Raw genomic sequence first — 16,627 nt, 5'->3', positions numbered from 1 at the left:
GTCCCCATCGTCTAGAGGCCTAGGACACCGCCCTTTCACGGCGGTAACAGGGGTTCGAATCCCCTTGGGGACGCCACTTACTTATTTTAAATAGGGAAGTGAAGTGTTATTGAGCAGCTCGCCTGAAACGAGTTAAACCATTCAGTTGTCCTAGTGACACATATTCTGTGTCCCCATCGTCTAGAGGCCTAGGACACCGCCCTTTCACGGCGGTAACAGGGGTTCGAATCCCCTTGGGGACGCCACTTACCTATTTTAAATAGGGAAGTGAAGTGTTATTGAGCAGCTCGCCTGAAACGAGTCAAACCATTCAGTTGTCCTAGTGACACATATTCTGTGTCCCCATCGTCTAGAGGCCTAGGACACCGCCCTTTCACGGCGGTAACAGGGGTTCGAATCCCCTTGGGGACGCCACTTACTATTTTAAGTATTGTATAAAGCAGAGTTACATAACACTCTTTTTGCACGATGTTATCAAGAGTATCAATCTCTTAGCTATGTCATTTACTACTTAGATAGGACGTGCAGTGTTATTAGAATAAAACTACAAATTAATACCCTCATTTCATACTTCATATTCATATCATTCTATTCACACTTTGTTACAAAACCAAAGCTGTAATCACTCCATATTCCTTGTTGTACTTTTAATTAGTCTTTAAACTCATAGAGTTAATTTAAATATGGACTAAAAAATGAAACTCACAAAAATTGCACTTGCTGTTTTACTTGCATCAGGGTTAGCTGCATGTAATAGCTCAACTCAAGCTGTTGATAAAAATATTGTTACAGAAACATCAATTCCTGGCGTTACACTTATTGAATCAGTGGAATCTAATGCAGGCGAAATCAACATACCGTATAAAAAATACAAACTAGATAACGGTTTAACTGTAATTGTACATGAGGATCATTCAGATCCCTTAGTACACGTTGATGTAACATACCACGTTGGTTCTGCTCGCGAGGAGTTGGGTAAGTCAGGCTTTGCTCACTTTTTTGAGCATATGATGTTTCAAGGTTCAGAAAATGTTGCTGATGAGGAACATTTTAAAATAATATCTGAAGCAGGCGGTACTTTAAATGGTACTACTAACTCAGATAGAACAAATTATTTTGAAACAGTACCTGTAAATCAATTAGAAAAGATGTTGTGGCTAGAAGCTGACCGAATGGGCTTTTTACTCGATGCTGTAACCCAAGAAAAATTTGAAGTACAACGCGAAACAGTAAAAAATGAGCGCGGCCAACGTGTTGATAATCGCCCTTATGGTCGTTTAGGTGAGCGTGTTGCTCAAGCTATGTATCCAGATGGCCATCCATATTCATGGCCTGTAATTGGTTTTATGGACGATTTAAATCGCGTAAATGTAAATGACTTAAAAGCATTCTTTTTAAAATGGTACGGACCAAATAATGCAACGCTTACTATTGGTGGCGACATCAACGCTAATGAAATACTACCATTAGTTACTAAATACTTTGCACCAATACCAAAAGGTCCTACAATACCTAAAGTTGAAAAAACAGCGGTAACACTAGATGCCGATAGATATATTTCAATGGAAGATAAGGTTCACTTACCTTTATTAAGTATGAGTTTCCCAACGACTTATGCTCGCTCTGAAGATGAAGCACCTCTTGATATACTTGCTGAAATACTAGGTGGAGGTAATAATTCACTACTATACAAAAACCTAGTTAAAACTCAACTTGCTGTTCAAGCAAGTGCAAATCATCCATGCCAAGAGTTAGCATGCTCAATTAGCCTTTATGCTTTACCTAATCCTACAGCAGGAAAAACGTTAGCTGATATGGAAAAAATCATTCGTGATTCATTTACTGAATTTGAAAAGCGTGGTGTTACACAAGATGATTTAGATAAAGTAAAAGCTAAAATAGAGTCAGGTGCAATTTTTGGTCTGCAAAGCGTATCAGGAAAAGTCTCTCAACTAGCCGCATCTGAAACGTTCACAGGTAACCCAAACTCAGCTAAAGATGAGATTGCACGTTATAACAAAGTTACAAAAGCCGATGTTATGCGTGTTTTTAATCAATATATCAAAGGTAAGTCTGCCGTTATTATGAGTGTTGTGCCAGAAGGCCAAACTCAACTTATAGCTGCCCCAGACAACTTTACTCCTAAAGCGTATGATTTTGGAGGTCCATCTACAACTTCAGCTGATGATTTAGTGGCACGAAGAGCTGTTGATACATTTGACCGAAGTGTTCATCCAGAGGCCGGCGCTAATCCTGCTGTTGATGTTCCTACTCTTTGGCAAACTAAGACCGAAAACGGTATTAAAATATTAGGTACTCAAAGTATAGAAACGCCAACTACTGCTATTTTTATTAAAGTTCCGGGTGGCTTGTATAATGAGCAAGCTGGTAAAGTGGGTTTATCGTCAATGACTGCATCGTTAATGAGCGAGTCAACGCAAAACTACACTACGGAGCAAATGAGTAATGCGCTTGAAAAACTGGGTAGCCAGGTAAACATATACGCTGATAAAACACATACTAATGTGTATGTTTCTAGCTTAACCAAAAATGTAGATGCAACGCTAAAGCTTGTTGAAGAGAAGTTATTTAAACCATCATTCAATGCCGATGACTTTGAGCGTAATAAAAAGCAAATCATTCAAAATATTCAACATTCAATGAAGGATGCAGGTTATTTAGCATCTAATACATATAGCAAATTACTATATGGCGACAATATAGCTGCACTTCCAAGTACTGGAACGCTTAATAGTATTGAGGCTATTACATTAGATGACGTTAAAGCTTTTTATAACGCAAACTTTAAACCACAGGGCGCGCAAGTCATTATTGTTTCTGATTTAAAAGAGTCAACAATTGAGCCAAAAGTTAAAGCTGCACTTGCAAACTGGCAAGGTAAATCGAGCCCAATTGCCGTTGATTTCAGCGAACCTAAAGTCGAAACTAATGTCATTTATTTGGTTGATAAACCAGACGCTCCTCAATCAGAAATTCGTATTGGTAAACGCGATATGGTTGAAGACATTACAGGTGAGTTTTTTAAAGCTAACTTAATGAACTTTGCATTTGGTGGCACTTTTAACAGTCGTATCAATCTAAATTTACGAGAGGATAAAGGCTACACTTACGGTGCTCGCTCTCGTTTTTGGGGTGACAAAACATCAGGTGGCTTTACAGCCTCTGCAGCGGTGAGAGCCGACTCTACTGCAGCGTCTATTACAGAGTTTACTAATGAGCTTAATAACTATGCTCAAAACGGTGTCACTGACGAAGAGCTTATGTTTATGCGTAAAGCCATCAATCAAAAAGATGCGCTTAAATACGAAACGCCTAATGCAAAACTTGGCTTTTTAGCACAAATATTAGAGTTCGATTTAAAACCTAGCTTTGTAAAAGAAAGAAATGAGATTGTTAGCAATATTAGCAAAGAAGAAGTTAACGCCTTAGCTAAAAAACACTTAAATACTAAAGATATGATTTATTTAGTAGTGGGTGATGCTAAAACACTTCGTCCAGAGCTTGAAAAATTAGGCATGAAGGTTATTGATTATAGCCTTTAATATTTAAATAAATAATTAGAATTATAAAGCAGTTTTTTTAGCTGCTTTTTTTTGCCTAATTGTAGGGCGTTTTAAACTTTCTGTGAAAATAGATTACAAGGAACAACTACAGCGCCTTTCCTTAAGATATAATTTTGCAGCTTTAGCCTTCAAAGAACATCACATTCCTAGCTTTATCATTCAGTACTTATAAAGATTCAATTTGGTAACATAAATTTAAACATCCAACCTTATTAGGAGGATTTATGGCAAGTGGATGGGCACGCGATGGTGCAATTCAAGATCAAATCGACGCCAGCGTTAATGATGCTGTGCAATATGCTAGAAGTAACTTAGTTTCTGGAGCCAGTGCCGAGCTATGTGAAGAATGTGATGAACCAATACCACAGGCACGAAGACTTGCGTTACCAGGTGTTAAGTATTGTGTAAGCTGCCAAGTTGAACTAGAAGGTAAAGGCGCACTTTCTAAAGGGCTTAATCGGCGTGGCAGTAAAGACAGTCAGTTACGATAAAAAGGTGCATACAGCACCTTTTTTAAAATTGTATCAGAGTTAAGCTTAAATAATTAAAAAGCCGCTTAGTAAACCTATTAAATATATTTACTAAAATTTATTCATATTTTCTTTTTTCTGAATAAGTTCAATTGAGTAGCCATCTGGATCTTTTACAAACGCTATTTCTGTTGTGCCACCCTTTACTGGACCTGGTTCACGGCTTACGTTACCGCCAGCGGCCTTGATATCAGCACAGGCTTTATAGATATCATCAAACTCAATCGCGATATGACCATAGGCATTGCCTAAATCATAGCTGTCGGTATCCCAGTTATAGGTCAGTTCAAGCACTGTTGTGTCAGTTTCATCACCGTAGCCTACAAAGGCGAGGGTATAGCGGTACTCTTCGTTATCAGCACGGCGTAACTCTTTCATACCAAGTACTTGAGTATAAAACGCAATTGATTTATCTAGATCTGCAACCCGTAACATGGTGTGTAGTAAACGCATTTAAATCCTCTTTAAAATTCATATAAATTTTTATAACGCAGCTAGTTTTAACTACTATTGTTGCGCAGTTACAATATCAATAATCCGATTATAAATTATTTCTGTGAGCATCACAGTATCATCGCCATTAGTATTTATAAACTGCACAACGACTGTATCGATATCTTTATAATAACGAGCAATGCTTGAATACCCTAATACCCACCCCGTGTGTTCATACTTATAAAGTGATGCATACAAAGCTTGCTCTTGTTCGTCGAAAAAAGTGCCTTTGTTTAAAGCAAAAATAAAGTCGCCTACATCTTGTGCGGTTGCCACATAGCCTTGATCGAGTGCTTTAAAATCATTCTCATAACCTACGTAGTAACCACTCATCAAATCTACTAAATTGATTTCATGTACAGATGAAAACGTATGCGTTAGGCCCAGTGGCGTTAAAATTTCATCTTTAATATATTGGTTGTGATCATAACCCAGCACGTTTGACATAATTTTTCGCAGCAACAAATAATTGGTATTAGAATAGCCATAGTCAGCATCAGGGCTAAAATCAGCGGGTTTATCGAGTACTAATGCAAGTGGGTCAGGGTAGGTGATTGACCAATCGAAATTATCGGTGTCTGTGTAATTGGGTATGCCACTTTTGTGTTTTACCATCATTCGCAATGTAATTTTATCTGCGTTTTCAATGCGCCCAATTAATGATGGAAGATAATCAGTCAGTGTTTTATCTATTTCAATACGTCCAGCGGCTGAAAGTTTGGTTAAAGCTGCTGCATCATATAACTTTCGAATGCTGCCAATTTTAAAAAGTGCATTAGGGTATGCGGGTATTTTTTGCTCTCGATCATGCCAACCATTTGCAAAATATTCAGGTTGCTGTCCTTGTTTATGAATGTAAACAATAATGCCATCAATTCCTTGTTCAATAGCCTCTTGTGTTTGTGCTTGAACGTTAGCGGGCAGTGGGTGAAAGTAATATAAAGCAAACTGCCAAGGGGCAAAAATGTATATGCTAGTAAGAGTAACAATGAGAGCTGCAACGCGCAGAAGCGTGAGCGCCTTTTTGTTCTTCAACTGTATCATTGCATTCTGGTCTCATTTATTTTTGGAGTGTGAGGATCAGCTCTTTATTCTACTAAACAGCAATATCATGTGATATTGCTGTTTAGTTATAAGGAGTTCGACTGTATTAAAGTATATCTTTACTTATTAACTTTGCCCTTAAGAACATAGATTTCACCATCAAAACTCCCTTGAATAGTCAAACCTTGCCCAGCTAGCTCTTTAAGGTACTCTATGTGTTCCTCTGTAATATGCTGCCCAGGCACCAAAAGCGGAATACCTGGCGGATAGGGGGTAACTAAACCGGCACAAATACGGTTGTTACTTTTACCGATAGGCACAGATTCGCGCTCGCCATAAAAAGCATCACTTGGAATACAGGCTAAGTCTATGGCTGGTAGATTCTCAGGCAAGCGAGATCGTCGCGTCGATTTTGACAACTTGACTTTACCGCTGTCGAGTTTTTTGAGCGCATTATAAAGACGAATTATTTTTGAGCGCGTGCCGCCAAGCGTCAGTAACACTAAGATGGTGCTGTGAGTGTATTTTTCTATTTCTAGGCCAATTTCATCCAGCAGGTATTTATGAATATCCTTTAACGAATAAGGTAATTCGCTTATGTCGATGAGAATTTTTAGCGGATCGTGACCCATGTTATCACCACTAAAGTGCGGAAATATTTCCATAAAGTCTTGCTTACCTAGTACTTTAATTTGTTTGAGTGAAGCCATCTGTTGTTTAAATTCTTCCACATGGTTCAACAAAGCATTGAGTAACTTATAGCCTTCCATCTCTAATTGCTTTTGGCACACATCAAGCGACGCGATAAGCTGATATTTTGGCGATGTACTGGCGTAAATACTGTAAATCTCACGAAAGAAATCAGCATCGAAATCAGGGTCGTTAACATGAATATAAGACGCTTGAGAAAACGCCGATACCACTTTATGCGCCGAATGAGTGACGTAGTCAGCGCCAGCATGAATGGCGGAATAGTATCGTAGGCTTGGATGAAACAGCGAGTAAGCAAACCATGCCTCGTCAATAAATACTTTAATACCATGTTGATGGGCAAAATCGACCACCTGTTTCAGATCGCTCAGTAGGCCATCGTAAGTACAACCGGTGAGAACCAGCAATTTTGCATCGGTATTTTGTTCTATCGCTTGTTTTATATCGGCCAACGACGGCGGCGCAAAAATGCCATATTTAGGATTTAAAATACTCGACAAATAAACAGGTAAACTCGCTGATTGCAAAATGCCATAGTGCACAGATTTATGACAATTGCGGTCGATGATCACTTTATCGCCCTTACGCAGCAATGTCTGCAAGATGATTTTATTTGAGGTAGACGACCCATTGGTAACGAAATAGGTATGCTTGACTTCAAACGTCGCCGCTGCTGACTCTTGCGCACGGCCAATGGTATTAGTGCTATCTGACAATGAACCTAACGAATCAACAGAAACCGACAGATCGCCCACGAACACATTACGACCATAAAACTGATAAAAATCTTTAATATAAGGAGAATTTCTAAAGCTCGAGCCGCCACTGTGACCTGGTGTGTGCCAAGAATCGTTTGCTTCGCCAACATAGCGGCGGTACGCAGTCCAAAATGGGGTCTCTGAGCGGTCATCGAAATCGTTGATCATATAGCCTAAAATTGCTTCAGGATCAGAAATTACCTCATCTTTAAAAAAGAAAGACTCAATCTCCTCCGACTCATTAACGATTTCTAGCCCCTTCGTATCATCGCCAATAACATAAACGGGTAACTCAAGGCGGATCCTCTTTAGTTGCTCGATAAAGCGACTATAAGTGCGTTCGCCAACCTTATTTTGCAAATCCCAGCTAAGCACTACAGCCTGAATATCACCATCTTCCTCTACAATGTCCAACGCTTGTTTTAGCTCAAGACGCTCAATAATATCAATATGAATATCATCTCGCTCAAAATTGACAATGGTCTTCGATAGATTCGTTGAAAGCTCTTGTAAGGTGACTGGATCTTGCTCAATTAACAAGATACGAAGTATTGGTAGCATAGGAATTCTCGTTATAAAATTTCATAATGCTCAACAGCATAACTAAAGGATTGACGCTTGTGAAATTAATACTTTGAAAATGTTCTATAACTGCTTTTAGTACGGGTGCAGATATAAGCGTTTATTTAATTAATTTGCAGTATAAGAAAGTGCAAGGTGCCAAGTTAGGCACCTGCATTAGGAAATTGTACGTATTGATCGAAGAGCACTCGCCATATGGCTATTCAGCCTTATCTTTAAACTCACACAAGTCTTCAATAATACAACTGCCACTTTTCGAGTTTTTGCTCAACAGCTACCACATTTTTACCCATGGCAAGTTTAGTACGGTTAGATACACGGAGAATATGCGTGTCGACATCGATTGTGGGTCAGCCAAAATATAATGAACGTAGAACGAAAATACTTTCTTTTGCAAGCTGCTTTGAGCGAAAAGCAGACATTGACCGTTAATCGTTTCAACGACGGCAATTAGCCATACGTTGCATGTTTGCTCCCTTACTGGTTTTACGATATCCAAAACCGACATAACGACCATTAAGCAAATACCAAAGTAAAATAGGTATGTGCTCCAATCATATAGCCAAAGAGGATAAAGCGTTAATAGCACTGCTACAGGCCCTAGAATGCTGAAGGCAGCTCTGGTATGGTTTTTATTTTTGTGCCAGTTGTATAAGTTTACCAATAGTTCCAAAGATGCAAAAATAGGTAAAAGCGTATTTACAGCTATTCCTTCGAAGTGAGAGAAGAAGCCTAGTCCTAATGCCGATGCAAGTGACCTTAATGCAGGGAGGCAGGCCGTGCCGCTAGCCAAACGCCACTAGAGCCTACTCTGTCTAATATTTTATTTATCATTTGAAAGTCTATTGGTTGATATTACCATCATTCTAAACTCCGTATACAAGTACGGAGTCAATCATTTTAATGAGTCAATTATGGGGCAATGTGTTGGATCTTCGTTTTGCATACAGGTATTTGTCATACCCACAATTACTTTCTCTAAACGTTGAAGGTCATTAATTTTGTCTCGAATGATTGCTAACTTTTGTCGGTTTAATAGCTCAACTTGAGCGCAGTTGCTGTCCATAGACATTAGCGATTTTATTTCTCTTAACGTAAAGCCGAGCGCTTTGGCTTTTGTGATAAACCTAAGTTGTCCTGCTATTGATTCGTCATATTGTCTATAACCAGATATTGGTTTTTCAGGTTGTGTAATCAGTCCTTCTCGTTCATAAAAACGAATGGTTTCTACATTTAAATTTAATGATTGTGCTAATTTGCCAATGGTTTTCATTATTGCCTTTGTGAATACTACTAATCTAAAGTTATATTTAGTTCAACTATCTAATGACTTGATAATGCCACAGACTTCAATTGTACCGTCAGACCCGCAAGAGCTTGCCATTAGTTTTAACTCTTTTTTGAGTGCATTCAATTCCTTCATTCGTTGATTAACTAAAGTTAGTTGCCGATCAATTAATGCATTTACACTAGAGCAACTCTCCTCTGGCTTGTTTTTTAATTCAATGAGTCGCTTAATATCATTAAGCGGAATATCTAAACTTCGACAATGCTTTACGAACTCTAGCTCTTTAAATGCCTTATTAGAATACAACCTGAAATTCCCTTCAGTGCGATCAGGATCTGACAGCAAGCCCTCCTTTTCATAATATCGGATGGTTTGTACTGAATACCCCGATGTTTTCGATAACTCACCAATTTTCATAAAATTTCCAAATAAACTTGACCCTATAGTCACTATAGGATTTATAGTTAGAGCATACAAGTTAATCGGAGATGAAAATGAGCGATTGTGGGTGTGAAGTTGAGCTAAAAGATAACCAGCAAAAAACGGTGCTTTATTGGCTTCTGGCTATCAATGCCTCGATGTTTGTTTTTGAAATTGGCTTTGGTTGGTTATCAGAATCAACGGCTTTAATTGCAGATTCGTTAGACATGCTAGCGGATGCAATCGTCTATGCAATTGCACTATACGCGGTGGGAAAGTCAATCCAACATAAGGCTAATGCTGCTTTAGTGAGTGGCTATTTCCAACTGGGGTTAGGCGTGCTAATTCTAATGGATATTGCTAGAAGGCTGTATGGTGAAAGTGAGCCTCACTCTTGGTTTATGATTGGCGTAGGCATGGTTGCTTTAGTTGCAAATGTGATTTGTCTCATCCTTATTCGAAAGCACAACAACGATGAAGTACATATGAGAGCTAGCTGGATATTTTCAGCGAATGATGTAATTGCAAATCTTGGTGTCGTTATCGCAGGCATACTCGTTATGGTGCTGAAACAGCGTTGGCCTGATATCGTCATTGGTAGCATCATTTCAATGTTAATTCTTCGAGGCGCTTACCGAATACTAAGCGATGCTAAACAAGAATTAGCTGTTGCTGAGAAAACACGTTAAACACCAAATGAAGATAAACAATCAACCTTTGGTTGTTCAAAGTAAGGAAACATCAATGAATAGCAAATATCTAGAAAAAACCAAGATAGTAAATTTTGAACACTCTACAATTCAATCATTAATTTCTGAGCGTAATTGGCAAGAACTCGATGACTTCAACAAAATTGGTGCAGCCTACCAATTTGTTAAAGATGAAATATTATTTGGTTACAATGAGAGTGATGATATTTCAGCAAGCAGTGTTTTAGCCGATGGTTACGGACAATGCAATACCAAGGGTAACTTGCTGATGGCTTTGTTACGAGGATTAGGTATTCAATGTCGTTTTCACGGCTTTACTATTGAGCAGCGATTACAAAAAGGAGCTATTCCAACTTATGTATTTTGGTTAGCACCTAAATATATCATTCATAGTTGGATTGAAGTTTATTTCAAGGATCGTTGGATAAACTTAGAAGGCTTTATATTAGATGAACAATATTTAAGTTCACTACAGCACAAATTTAGTCAAATAAAAAACGAATTTTGTGGTTATGGTGTTGCAACAAAGTGTTTCTCTTCGCCAGATACAGATTGGCGTGGTCAAGATACCTATATACAAAAAGAAGGTATTCATGATGATTTTGGTGTTTATAATTCCCCTGATGAGTTTTATCTCGAAAAAGGAACTAACTTATCAGGAATCAAACGTTGGATGTATCAACGAGTGATCCGTCACTTTATCAATTTTAACGTAGTCAATGTAAGAAATTTAAAAGTTCTTGAGGTGGAAAATGCACAATCATAGCCATAGCCATTCGCATGGAAAAGACGACCGTATAGGTTGGACATTTTTCCTTAATGTTTCATTTACTATTATCGAATTTATTGGTGGTTGGCTAACCAACAGTACCGCTATTATGGCTGATGCTGTACATGACCTGGGTGACAGTTTATCTATAGGATTCGCTTGGATACTGAGTCGTTTCTCGGATAAAGAAGCATCCGATAGATTTAGCTATGGCTATCGTCGTCTTACCCTGTTTGGCGCATTAATTAACAGTATTGTATTAGTTATTGGTTCTGTCTGGGTGCTATTTGAAGCAATACCAAGATTATCTAATCCTGAAATGCCAATGGCTGAAGGAATGTTGGGTCTTGCATTACTTGGGGTTGCTGTTAATGGGTATGCAGTATTTAAACTAAAAGCGGGTAAAACGCTGAACGAAAAAGTACTTACGTGGCATTTGCTTGAAGACGTACTTGGCTGGGTTGCAGTCCTAATTGTTTCTATCGTGCTGCTTTTTGTAGATCTACCAATATTAGATCCTTTGCTTTCTATAGGCTTTACACTGTTTATATTGTTTAACGTTTTGAAAAACCTGAAAACAACATTGGCACTATTTCTTCAAGCTACACCTGATGAAGAAGTGCAGAATAATATTGAAAAAGCGATAAAGGCTATACCTGAAATTAATGGGATTCATCATATGCACTTTTGGTCATTAGACGGGGAAAGTCACGTATTAACTGCTCACCTAGAGTTAGCCCATAACTTTGAGGTTGATAAATTAATTAGGCTAAAACAACAAGTGGCTAAGGAACTTTCTTCTTATAATTTATCTCATACAACCATTGAGTTTGAGTTTCCTCAAGAAACTTGCCGTGACGAGCATGAAAAACATGCGCATGGCTAGTTTAGAAAACCTTTTTTTGATATTATAATTTTTCATATTTAAGTAGGTGTTTATTTTGAAATTCAATGTTGCGTTAAAAATACTATTAGTCGTTTCGATTGTTTTGCAATCGTTAACTGCTGTTGTATCCGCAACACCTGAGAATCACCAAATAGATATAGAGCACCTTCAAATTCAACATGATCATGCAGATGATCGAAATGTCTCAAATGATAATGTAGGTGATGAGCAGCATAATGAAAAAGATTGTCATCACTGCGGACATTGCAGTGGCAGCCACTTATCTTGGATTTTAGTCAGTAATTCAAATACCACGGGCAAACTAAACATTATCAATAAAACGCCTTATCAAATTGATCAAACAAGTACCTTTCTTGAAGCGATACTTCGTCCGCCCATTTCTTAATTAGATTAATTTTTAATGACCTATTTATCCTTTAATAATGGATAAAGGTTTCGTGTTTATTAATTTTAAAATTAAGAATTTTTATGTATATATATTTAAAAAATGCAGGTTTAGTCCTGTCTTTATGTATGGCTGTGAGTTTTTCAGTTGCCACTTATGCCAAACAGAAAAGTATTTCATGGCTAGATAGTCAAATAAATAAAGATCCCGAAGTTGTTGCGGCTAAAGAGTTACTTAATGCAAGTAATCATAGAGCCAAGAGCTTAACTAAAGCCGTATATAACCCAGAGCTTGAAGCAAGCTATGAAAAAGAGGGTGATTTTGATAATTATTCTATTGGTATCAGTCAAACGATTGATTTTTGGGATAAGCAATCAGCAAATAAAAGCATTGGTGAAATTGGTGTTTATGCAAACCAGCAACAATTGTTATCTCTACTCGATTCTAAAAAGGCTAACGCTTTAACTGCAATAGTTAATTGGCAAGCAGCAAAAAAGGTGGCTCAGTTACTTTCAGTAAGAGAAAATCAATTACAAACGCTCGTTGGAATTATTGAAGATAAGCGAAAAGCAGGACTTTTAGAGCCACTTGACGCTGAACTGGTTTATTTAAACTTGTCCCAAGTTTTCAGTGAAATATCTGAGTCGCAAATTGCTTTGAAAAATGCAGAGGTAAATGTTCAGGAGTTATTGCCTGATTGGACGCCTAATACTACCAATTTGTTTTCATTTACTTTTGGAGCAACAAACTATTCATTTAACTCTCAGTGGGTTGAGGAACATCCAAAAGTTAAACTCGCTAGAGCGCAATGGAAGATAAAACAATCTAAAGCTCAACTAACCACTATGGAATCTAAAGCCAATCCAACCATTGGAGTTAACGCAGGGAAAAGTGGAGATGAAGACTTGATTGGCGTGACTTTCTCAATGCCTTTAAATATCAGAAATAACTATTCAGATACTGTTAAAGCCGCTTATTCAGAAGCAATTGCAGCAGAGGCTAACTTTCGGTCGGTTTATCGAAAGCAGTCATTTGAAGCAAAAGCTAATTATGAATCGCTTATTGTCAGTAAAAAATATTATGAGCAATGGCAAAAACTGACAAAAGGCAGATTAGATAGCAGCGAAAACTTATTAAATAAGCGCTGGGAAGCTGGTGACATTAATACTTCTGACTACTTACTTGCATTAAATCAACGTGCGGAAGGGCTTCATGCAGGAATACGTTTGGAAAATCAATTCAAGCTTGCAGAAATATCCTTCATTTTAAGTATGGGTCAGTTATCCAAATTTGAGATTTGAGCGCTTTGTTTTTTCAGTAGCGAAAAACGAAATCTTAAATTTATTAAAAATATAGGTTACAAAAATGAATACAGTAATTAGTAAAAAATTTTTAGCCGTAGTAATTAGCTGCCTGTTAGTTGGGTTTACTACAAATCATGATGCTTTTGCACAGTCGTCAGATGGAACTGGTTCTGTCACAAACGTTTCGAAACAAGAAGAAAAAGAACATCAAGATGAGCATGAACACGAAAAGGGACATGAAGAAGATAAAGGTGACCATGACGAGCACGGCCATGAAGGTGGTAATAAAGAGGGAGAAGAAGGACATGAAGAAGGTATCACTATTGATCCAAAGAAGATGTCGCTTGCTAACATTAAAGTGGAAAGTGTTAAGCCTGAATATCAATTTAGCTCCGTATATGCACCTGGCGAAATAAAAGCTAATGGCTATAAAAGTTATGTGGTATCACCACGTACAGAGTCAGTCATTATCAGTCGCCATGCAGCGCTTGGCGAGTATGTAGAAATAGGTCAGAAGTTAGTTACATTATTTAGTGAAGCAATGGCACAAGCACAAGCTGACTATTTAATCGCTTCAACCGAATGGCAACGTGTAAAAAAGCTGGGTAATAAGACGGTGAGTGAAAGTCGATTATTACAAGCTGAAACAACATACAATGCGAGCTATGGCAAGCTCATTGCTTTAGGGTTAACTGAAAAAGCAATAAATGGTATTTCTAACAAAGACATTAAAGCATTTGGGCAATATGCATTAACGGCGCACCGTGAAGGTGTCGTGCTTCAAGACGACTTTATCCAAGGGCAACGTGTTGATGCTGGGGATTCAGTCATGTTGTTAGCTGATGAAAAACAACTATGGGTTGAAGCAAAAGTTTCTCCAAATAAAAAGCTAAATTTATCAATTGATTCTCCTGCGGTACTTAAATTAGAAGGCCAGAGTTACAATGCCAAAGTTATCCAAGAAGCCCATACAATTGATCCCGTAACTCGTACAAGAATTATTAGATTGGGGGTACAGAATGCTGATGATAACCTTCATTCAGGTATGTTTGTAAAAGTTTACTTTCAGTTTGCCACAAAGCAGAAAGTGATGGCTGTGCCAGAAGAAGCATTGATCCGCAGCGCAGATGGTGATTGGACCGTATTTGTCGAAGACCACCCTGGAGAATTTAAAGCTGTAGAAGTAGAACTAGGCCGAGCCTTAGGTGATTTTAGGGAAATCATTGGCCTTGATAGTGGGACGCGAATTGTAACCAAAGGCGCATTTTTTGTTGCTTCTGAAATCGCTAAAGGCGGATTTGATCCGCATAACCACTAAGGAGCAAGACTATGTTTAATAAAATAATAGATTGGTCTGTTAATAATAGACTCCTGATTTTGATTGCGCTGTTTGCCACAATTGTCGGCGCAATTATGGTTATACCAAAACTAAATTTAGATGCCTTTCCTGATGTTACTAATGTTCAAGTTGCTGTAAATACTGAAGCGCCAGGACTAGCTGCTGAAGAAGTTGAACAACTCATTACGTACCCCATTGAAGCGGTCATGTATGCCTTACCTGATGTAGAACAAGTGCGCTCAATTTCTAAAACAGGCTTGTCTGGCGTCACGGTTGTTTTCAAAGAAGGCACCGACATTTACTTTGCAAGACAACTTGTATTTGAGCGTCTTCAAGCCGCAAAAGAACTGATACCAGAAGGTGTCGGCACACCCGAAATGGGGCCAAACACCTCAGGGCTAGGCCAAGTATTTCAGTACCTTCTTATTTCAGATAAAGATGCAGGCTATGATGCTATGGCACTCAGGAGTCTCAATGATTGGGTAGTAAAATTACTCGTTATGCCTGTCGATGGTGTTACTGATGTACTCTCCTTTGGAGGTATTGTTAGGCAGTACCAAGTAAATGTAGATCCATCTAAGCTTCTTTCTTATAACCTAACGCAAGAAGACGTTGTTGGTGCCCTAGATAACAACAATGCCAATGTTGGCGGATGGTATATGAACCGTGGGCAAGAGCAGCTTGTTATTAGAGGTGCAGGTTGGTTTGAAAGTGGTGACGCTGGTATTAGTAATATCAAACAAGTTCCCGTCAAAACAGTTGATGGGACAGTTGTGACGGTTTCGGATATTGCTAAAGTTGAAATGGGCAGTGAAATTCGTCAAGGTGCTGTCACAATGACGCGCAAAACCGAAGACGGTAAAGTCGAAAATTTAGGTGAAGTTGTCTCTGGCATTGTCTTAAAACGCATGGGGTCTAATACTAAAGCCACCATTGATGGTATCAATGCAAGAATCCCATTAATTAATCAAGCATTGCCTAAAGGTGTTCGCTTTGAACCATTTTATGATCAGGCTGATTTGATTGAAAAAGCCGTTGATACAGTAGTTGATGCACTATTACTAGCATTTATTTTCATCTGTATTGTATTAGCACTATTTTTAATGAATATACGTGCAACCTTCCTTGTCCTAATATCTATTCCAATTTCAATTGGTATCGCGTTAATGATCATGGCTTGGTGGGGCATTTCTGCAAACCTTATGTCATTGGGTGGCATTGCCGTAGCCATTGGTATGCTAGTTGATGGTTCAGTCGTGATGGTTGAAAACATGTTTAAGCATTTAAATAGACCAGACTCTACCCATTTAAAAACTGTAAAAGAAAGAGTGCCTAGTGCTGATACTGATCCACATGATGTAGAACAAGATGAGCATGGTATTAAGTTACGTCTTCAAAATGCGGGTAAAGAAGTGGCTCGTCCCGTATTTTTTGCAGCTTCTATTATTTTAGTCGTATTTACGCCTTTATTTAGCTTTGAAGGTGTTGAGGCAAAGTTATTTCAACCTATGGCAATAAGCATCATTTTAGCTGTTATATCTGCTATTGTGGTTGCGTTGTTTGTTGTACCCGCTTTAGCTACTTATTTATTTAAGTCAGGTGTAAAAGAGAGGGAAAGCTTTGTTCTTAGGCCATTAGACAAACTCTACAGAAAAGGGCTTACATTCGCACTAAAACGCACCAAATTAGTCATTTCAGCCGCACTTATATTAGTTTTCTCTGCCTTTGCATTAGTTCCATTAATTGGTACTGAATTTGTACCTGAGTTAGAAGAAGGGACGATAAACTTAAGAGCAACGCT

Annotated in this window: 14 protein-coding genes, 3 tRNA genes and 2 pseudogenes; 12 read left to right on the top strand and 7 right to left on the bottom strand. The window is 38.3% G+C overall.

The genetic code is table 11. The features are described from left to right. The 5 genes from L641_RS0120610 (at window position 1) to L641_RS0120590 (ending at window position 4,075) form a co-directional block, all read left to right on the top strand. Window positions 1-76, top strand: a tRNA-Glu gene (locus L641_RS0120610). Window positions 77-169: 93 nt separating this feature from the next. Then, a tRNA-Glu gene (locus L641_RS0120605) sits at window positions 170-245 on the top strand. A gap of 93 nt (window positions 246-338) precedes the next feature. Beyond that, window positions 339-414: transfer RNA gene (locus L641_RS0120600), tRNA-Glu, on the top strand. Window positions 415-695: 281 nt separating this feature from the next. After that, the gene (locus tag L641_RS0120595; RefSeq protein ID WP_016900426.1) at window positions 696-3,563 is read left to right on the top strand and encodes a pitrilysin family protein; all 2,868 of its coding nucleotides are present in this window, start codon (window positions 696-698) and stop codon (window positions 3,561-3,563) included. Between the two features lie 245 nt (window positions 3,564-3,808). After that, window positions 3,809-4,075, top strand: a complete 267-nt coding sequence (locus tag L641_RS0120590) for a DksA/TraR family C4-type zinc finger protein (protein WP_024602991.1) — start codon at window positions 3,809-3,811, stop codon at window positions 4,073-4,075. 90 nt (window positions 4,076-4,165) lie between these two features. Here the strand turns inward: L641_RS0120590 and gloA are convergent, their stop codons facing one another. The 7 genes and pseudogenes from gloA to L641_RS0120560 all read right to left on the bottom strand — a co-directional run bounded on the left by gloA (window position 4,166) and on the right by L641_RS0120560 (window position 9,409). After that, window positions 4,166-4,567 (bottom strand): lactoylglutathione lyase, encoded by a 402-nt coding sequence (gloA, locus tag L641_RS0120585; RefSeq protein WP_024602990.1) that lies wholly within the window; start codon window positions 4,565-4,567, stop codon window positions 4,166-4,168. A gap of 54 nt (window positions 4,568-4,621) precedes the next feature. Next, entirely contained in the window at window positions 4,622-5,653 is a 1,032-nt protein-coding gene (locus L641_RS0120580) for a serine hydrolase domain-containing protein (RefSeq protein ID WP_024602989.1), read from the bottom strand. A gap of 119 nt (window positions 5,654-5,772) precedes the next feature. Then, window positions 5,773-7,683 (bottom strand): aminotransferase class V-fold PLP-dependent enzyme, encoded by a 1,911-nt coding sequence (locus L641_RS0120575; protein WP_024602988.1) that lies wholly within the window; start codon window positions 7,681-7,683, stop codon window positions 5,773-5,775. A 220-nt stretch (window positions 7,684-7,903) separates the two neighbouring features. Further along, a pseudogene (locus tag L641_RS23700) lies at window positions 7,904-8,102 on the bottom strand (endonuclease III); the annotation flags it as partial. A 152-nt stretch (window positions 8,103-8,254) separates the two neighbouring features. Then, a pseudogene (locus L641_RS23695) lies at window positions 8,255-8,497 on the bottom strand (MerC family mercury resistance protein); the annotation flags it as partial. Between the two features lie 102 nt (window positions 8,498-8,599). Beyond that, window positions 8,600-8,977: a MerR family transcriptional regulator gene (locus tag L641_RS0120565; protein ID WP_004588890.1), complete on the bottom strand. Its 378-nt coding sequence runs from the start codon at window positions 8,975-8,977 to the stop codon at window positions 8,600-8,602. Between the two features lie 42 nt (window positions 8,978-9,019). Next, entirely contained in the window at window positions 9,020-9,409 is a 390-nt protein-coding gene (locus L641_RS0120560; protein WP_004588889.1) for a Cd(II)/Pb(II)-responsive transcriptional regulator, read from the bottom strand. Between the two features lie 77 nt (window positions 9,410-9,486). Here L641_RS0120560 and L641_RS0120555 point away from each other — a divergent pair, with 77 nt between their 5' ends. The 7 genes from L641_RS0120555 to L641_RS0120525 all read left to right on the top strand — a co-directional run. Beyond that, window positions 9,487-10,101, top strand: a complete 615-nt coding sequence (locus L641_RS0120555; RefSeq protein WP_004588888.1) for a cation transporter — start codon at window positions 9,487-9,489, stop codon at window positions 10,099-10,101. Between the two features lie 55 nt (window positions 10,102-10,156). After that, window positions 10,157-10,888 (top strand): transglutaminase family protein, encoded by a 732-nt coding sequence (locus L641_RS0120550; protein WP_004588887.1) that lies wholly within the window; start codon window positions 10,157-10,159, stop codon window positions 10,886-10,888. Next, window positions 10,875-11,777: a cation diffusion facilitator family transporter gene (locus L641_RS0120545; protein WP_004588886.1), complete on the top strand. Its 903-nt coding sequence runs from the start codon at window positions 10,875-10,877 to the stop codon at window positions 11,775-11,777. The genes L641_RS0120550 and L641_RS0120545 overlap by 14 nt, the downstream gene beginning before the upstream one ends. A 55-nt stretch (window positions 11,778-11,832) precedes the next feature. Beyond that, the gene (locus L641_RS0120540; protein WP_004588885.1) at window positions 11,833-12,183 is read left to right on the top strand and encodes a hypothetical protein; all 351 of its coding nucleotides are present in this window, start codon (window positions 11,833-11,835) and stop codon (window positions 12,181-12,183) included. An 83-nt stretch (window positions 12,184-12,266) separates the two neighbouring features. Then, a complete protein-coding gene (locus L641_RS0120535) occupies window positions 12,267-13,484 on the top strand; it encodes a TolC family protein (RefSeq protein ID WP_008468875.1) in 1,218 nt (405 codons plus the stop codon). 64 nt (window positions 13,485-13,548) lie between these two features. Next, a complete protein-coding gene (locus L641_RS0120530) occupies window positions 13,549-14,805 on the top strand; it encodes an efflux RND transporter periplasmic adaptor subunit (protein ID WP_002962258.1) in 1,257 nt (418 codons plus the stop codon). Between the two features lie 11 nt (window positions 14,806-14,816). Next, window positions 14,817-16,627, top strand: a 1,811-nt coding sequence (locus tag L641_RS0120525) for an efflux RND transporter permease subunit (protein WP_024601026.1), incomplete at its 3' end; no start/stop codon positions are given.

The organism is Pseudoalteromonas sp. TB41, from assembly GCF_000497975.1.
Lineage (GTDB): Bacteria > Pseudomonadota > Gammaproteobacteria > Enterobacterales > Alteromonadaceae > Pseudoalteromonas > Pseudoalteromonas tetraodonis.
The sequence above is the reverse complement of the archived record's forward strand: the minus strand, read 5'-3'. Positions and strand labels throughout refer to the sequence as shown.

Bases quoted from the DNA above. Each gene is read 5' to 3' on its own strand.
- L641_RS0120575 (WP_024602988.1), bottom strand. From the start codon at position 7,683: ATGCTACCAATACTTCGTATCTTGTTAATTGAGCAAGATCCAGTCACC.
- L641_RS0120535 (WP_008468875.1), top strand. From the start codon at position 12,267: ATGTATATATATTTAAAAAATGCAGGTTTAGTCCTGTCTTTATGTATG.
- L641_RS0120590 (WP_024602991.1), top strand. From the start codon at position 3,809: ATGGCAAGTGGATGGGCACGCGATGGTGCAATTCAAGATCAAATCGAC.
- L641_RS0120555 (WP_004588888.1), top strand. From the start codon at position 9,487: ATGAGCGATTGTGGGTGTGAAGTTGAGCTAAAAGATAACCAGCAAAAA.
- L641_RS0120560 (WP_004588889.1), bottom strand. From the start codon at position 9,409: ATGAAAATTGGTGAGTTATCGAAAACATCGGGGTATTCAGTACAAACC.
- L641_RS0120565 (WP_004588890.1), bottom strand. From the start codon at position 8,977: ATGAAAACCATTGGCAAATTAGCACAATCATTAAATTTAAATGTAGAA.
- L641_RS0120545 (WP_004588886.1), top strand. From the start codon at position 10,875: ATGCACAATCATAGCCATAGCCATTCGCATGGAAAAGACGACCGTATA.
- L641_RS0120595 (WP_016900426.1), top strand. From the start codon at position 696: ATGAAACTCACAAAAATTGCACTTGCTGTTTTACTTGCATCAGGGTTA.
- L641_RS0120580 (WP_024602989.1), bottom strand. From the start codon at position 5,653: ATGATACAGTTGAAGAACAAAAAGGCGCTCACGCTTCTGCGCGTTGCA.
- L641_RS0120550 (WP_004588887.1), top strand. From the start codon at position 10,157: ATGAATAGCAAATATCTAGAAAAAACCAAGATAGTAAATTTTGAACAC.
- gloA (WP_024602990.1), bottom strand. From the start codon at position 4,567: ATGCGTTTACTACACACCATGTTACGGGTTGCAGATCTAGATAAATCA.
- L641_RS0120530 (WP_002962258.1), top strand. From the start codon at position 13,549: ATGAATACAGTAATTAGTAAAAAATTTTTAGCCGTAGTAATTAGCTGC.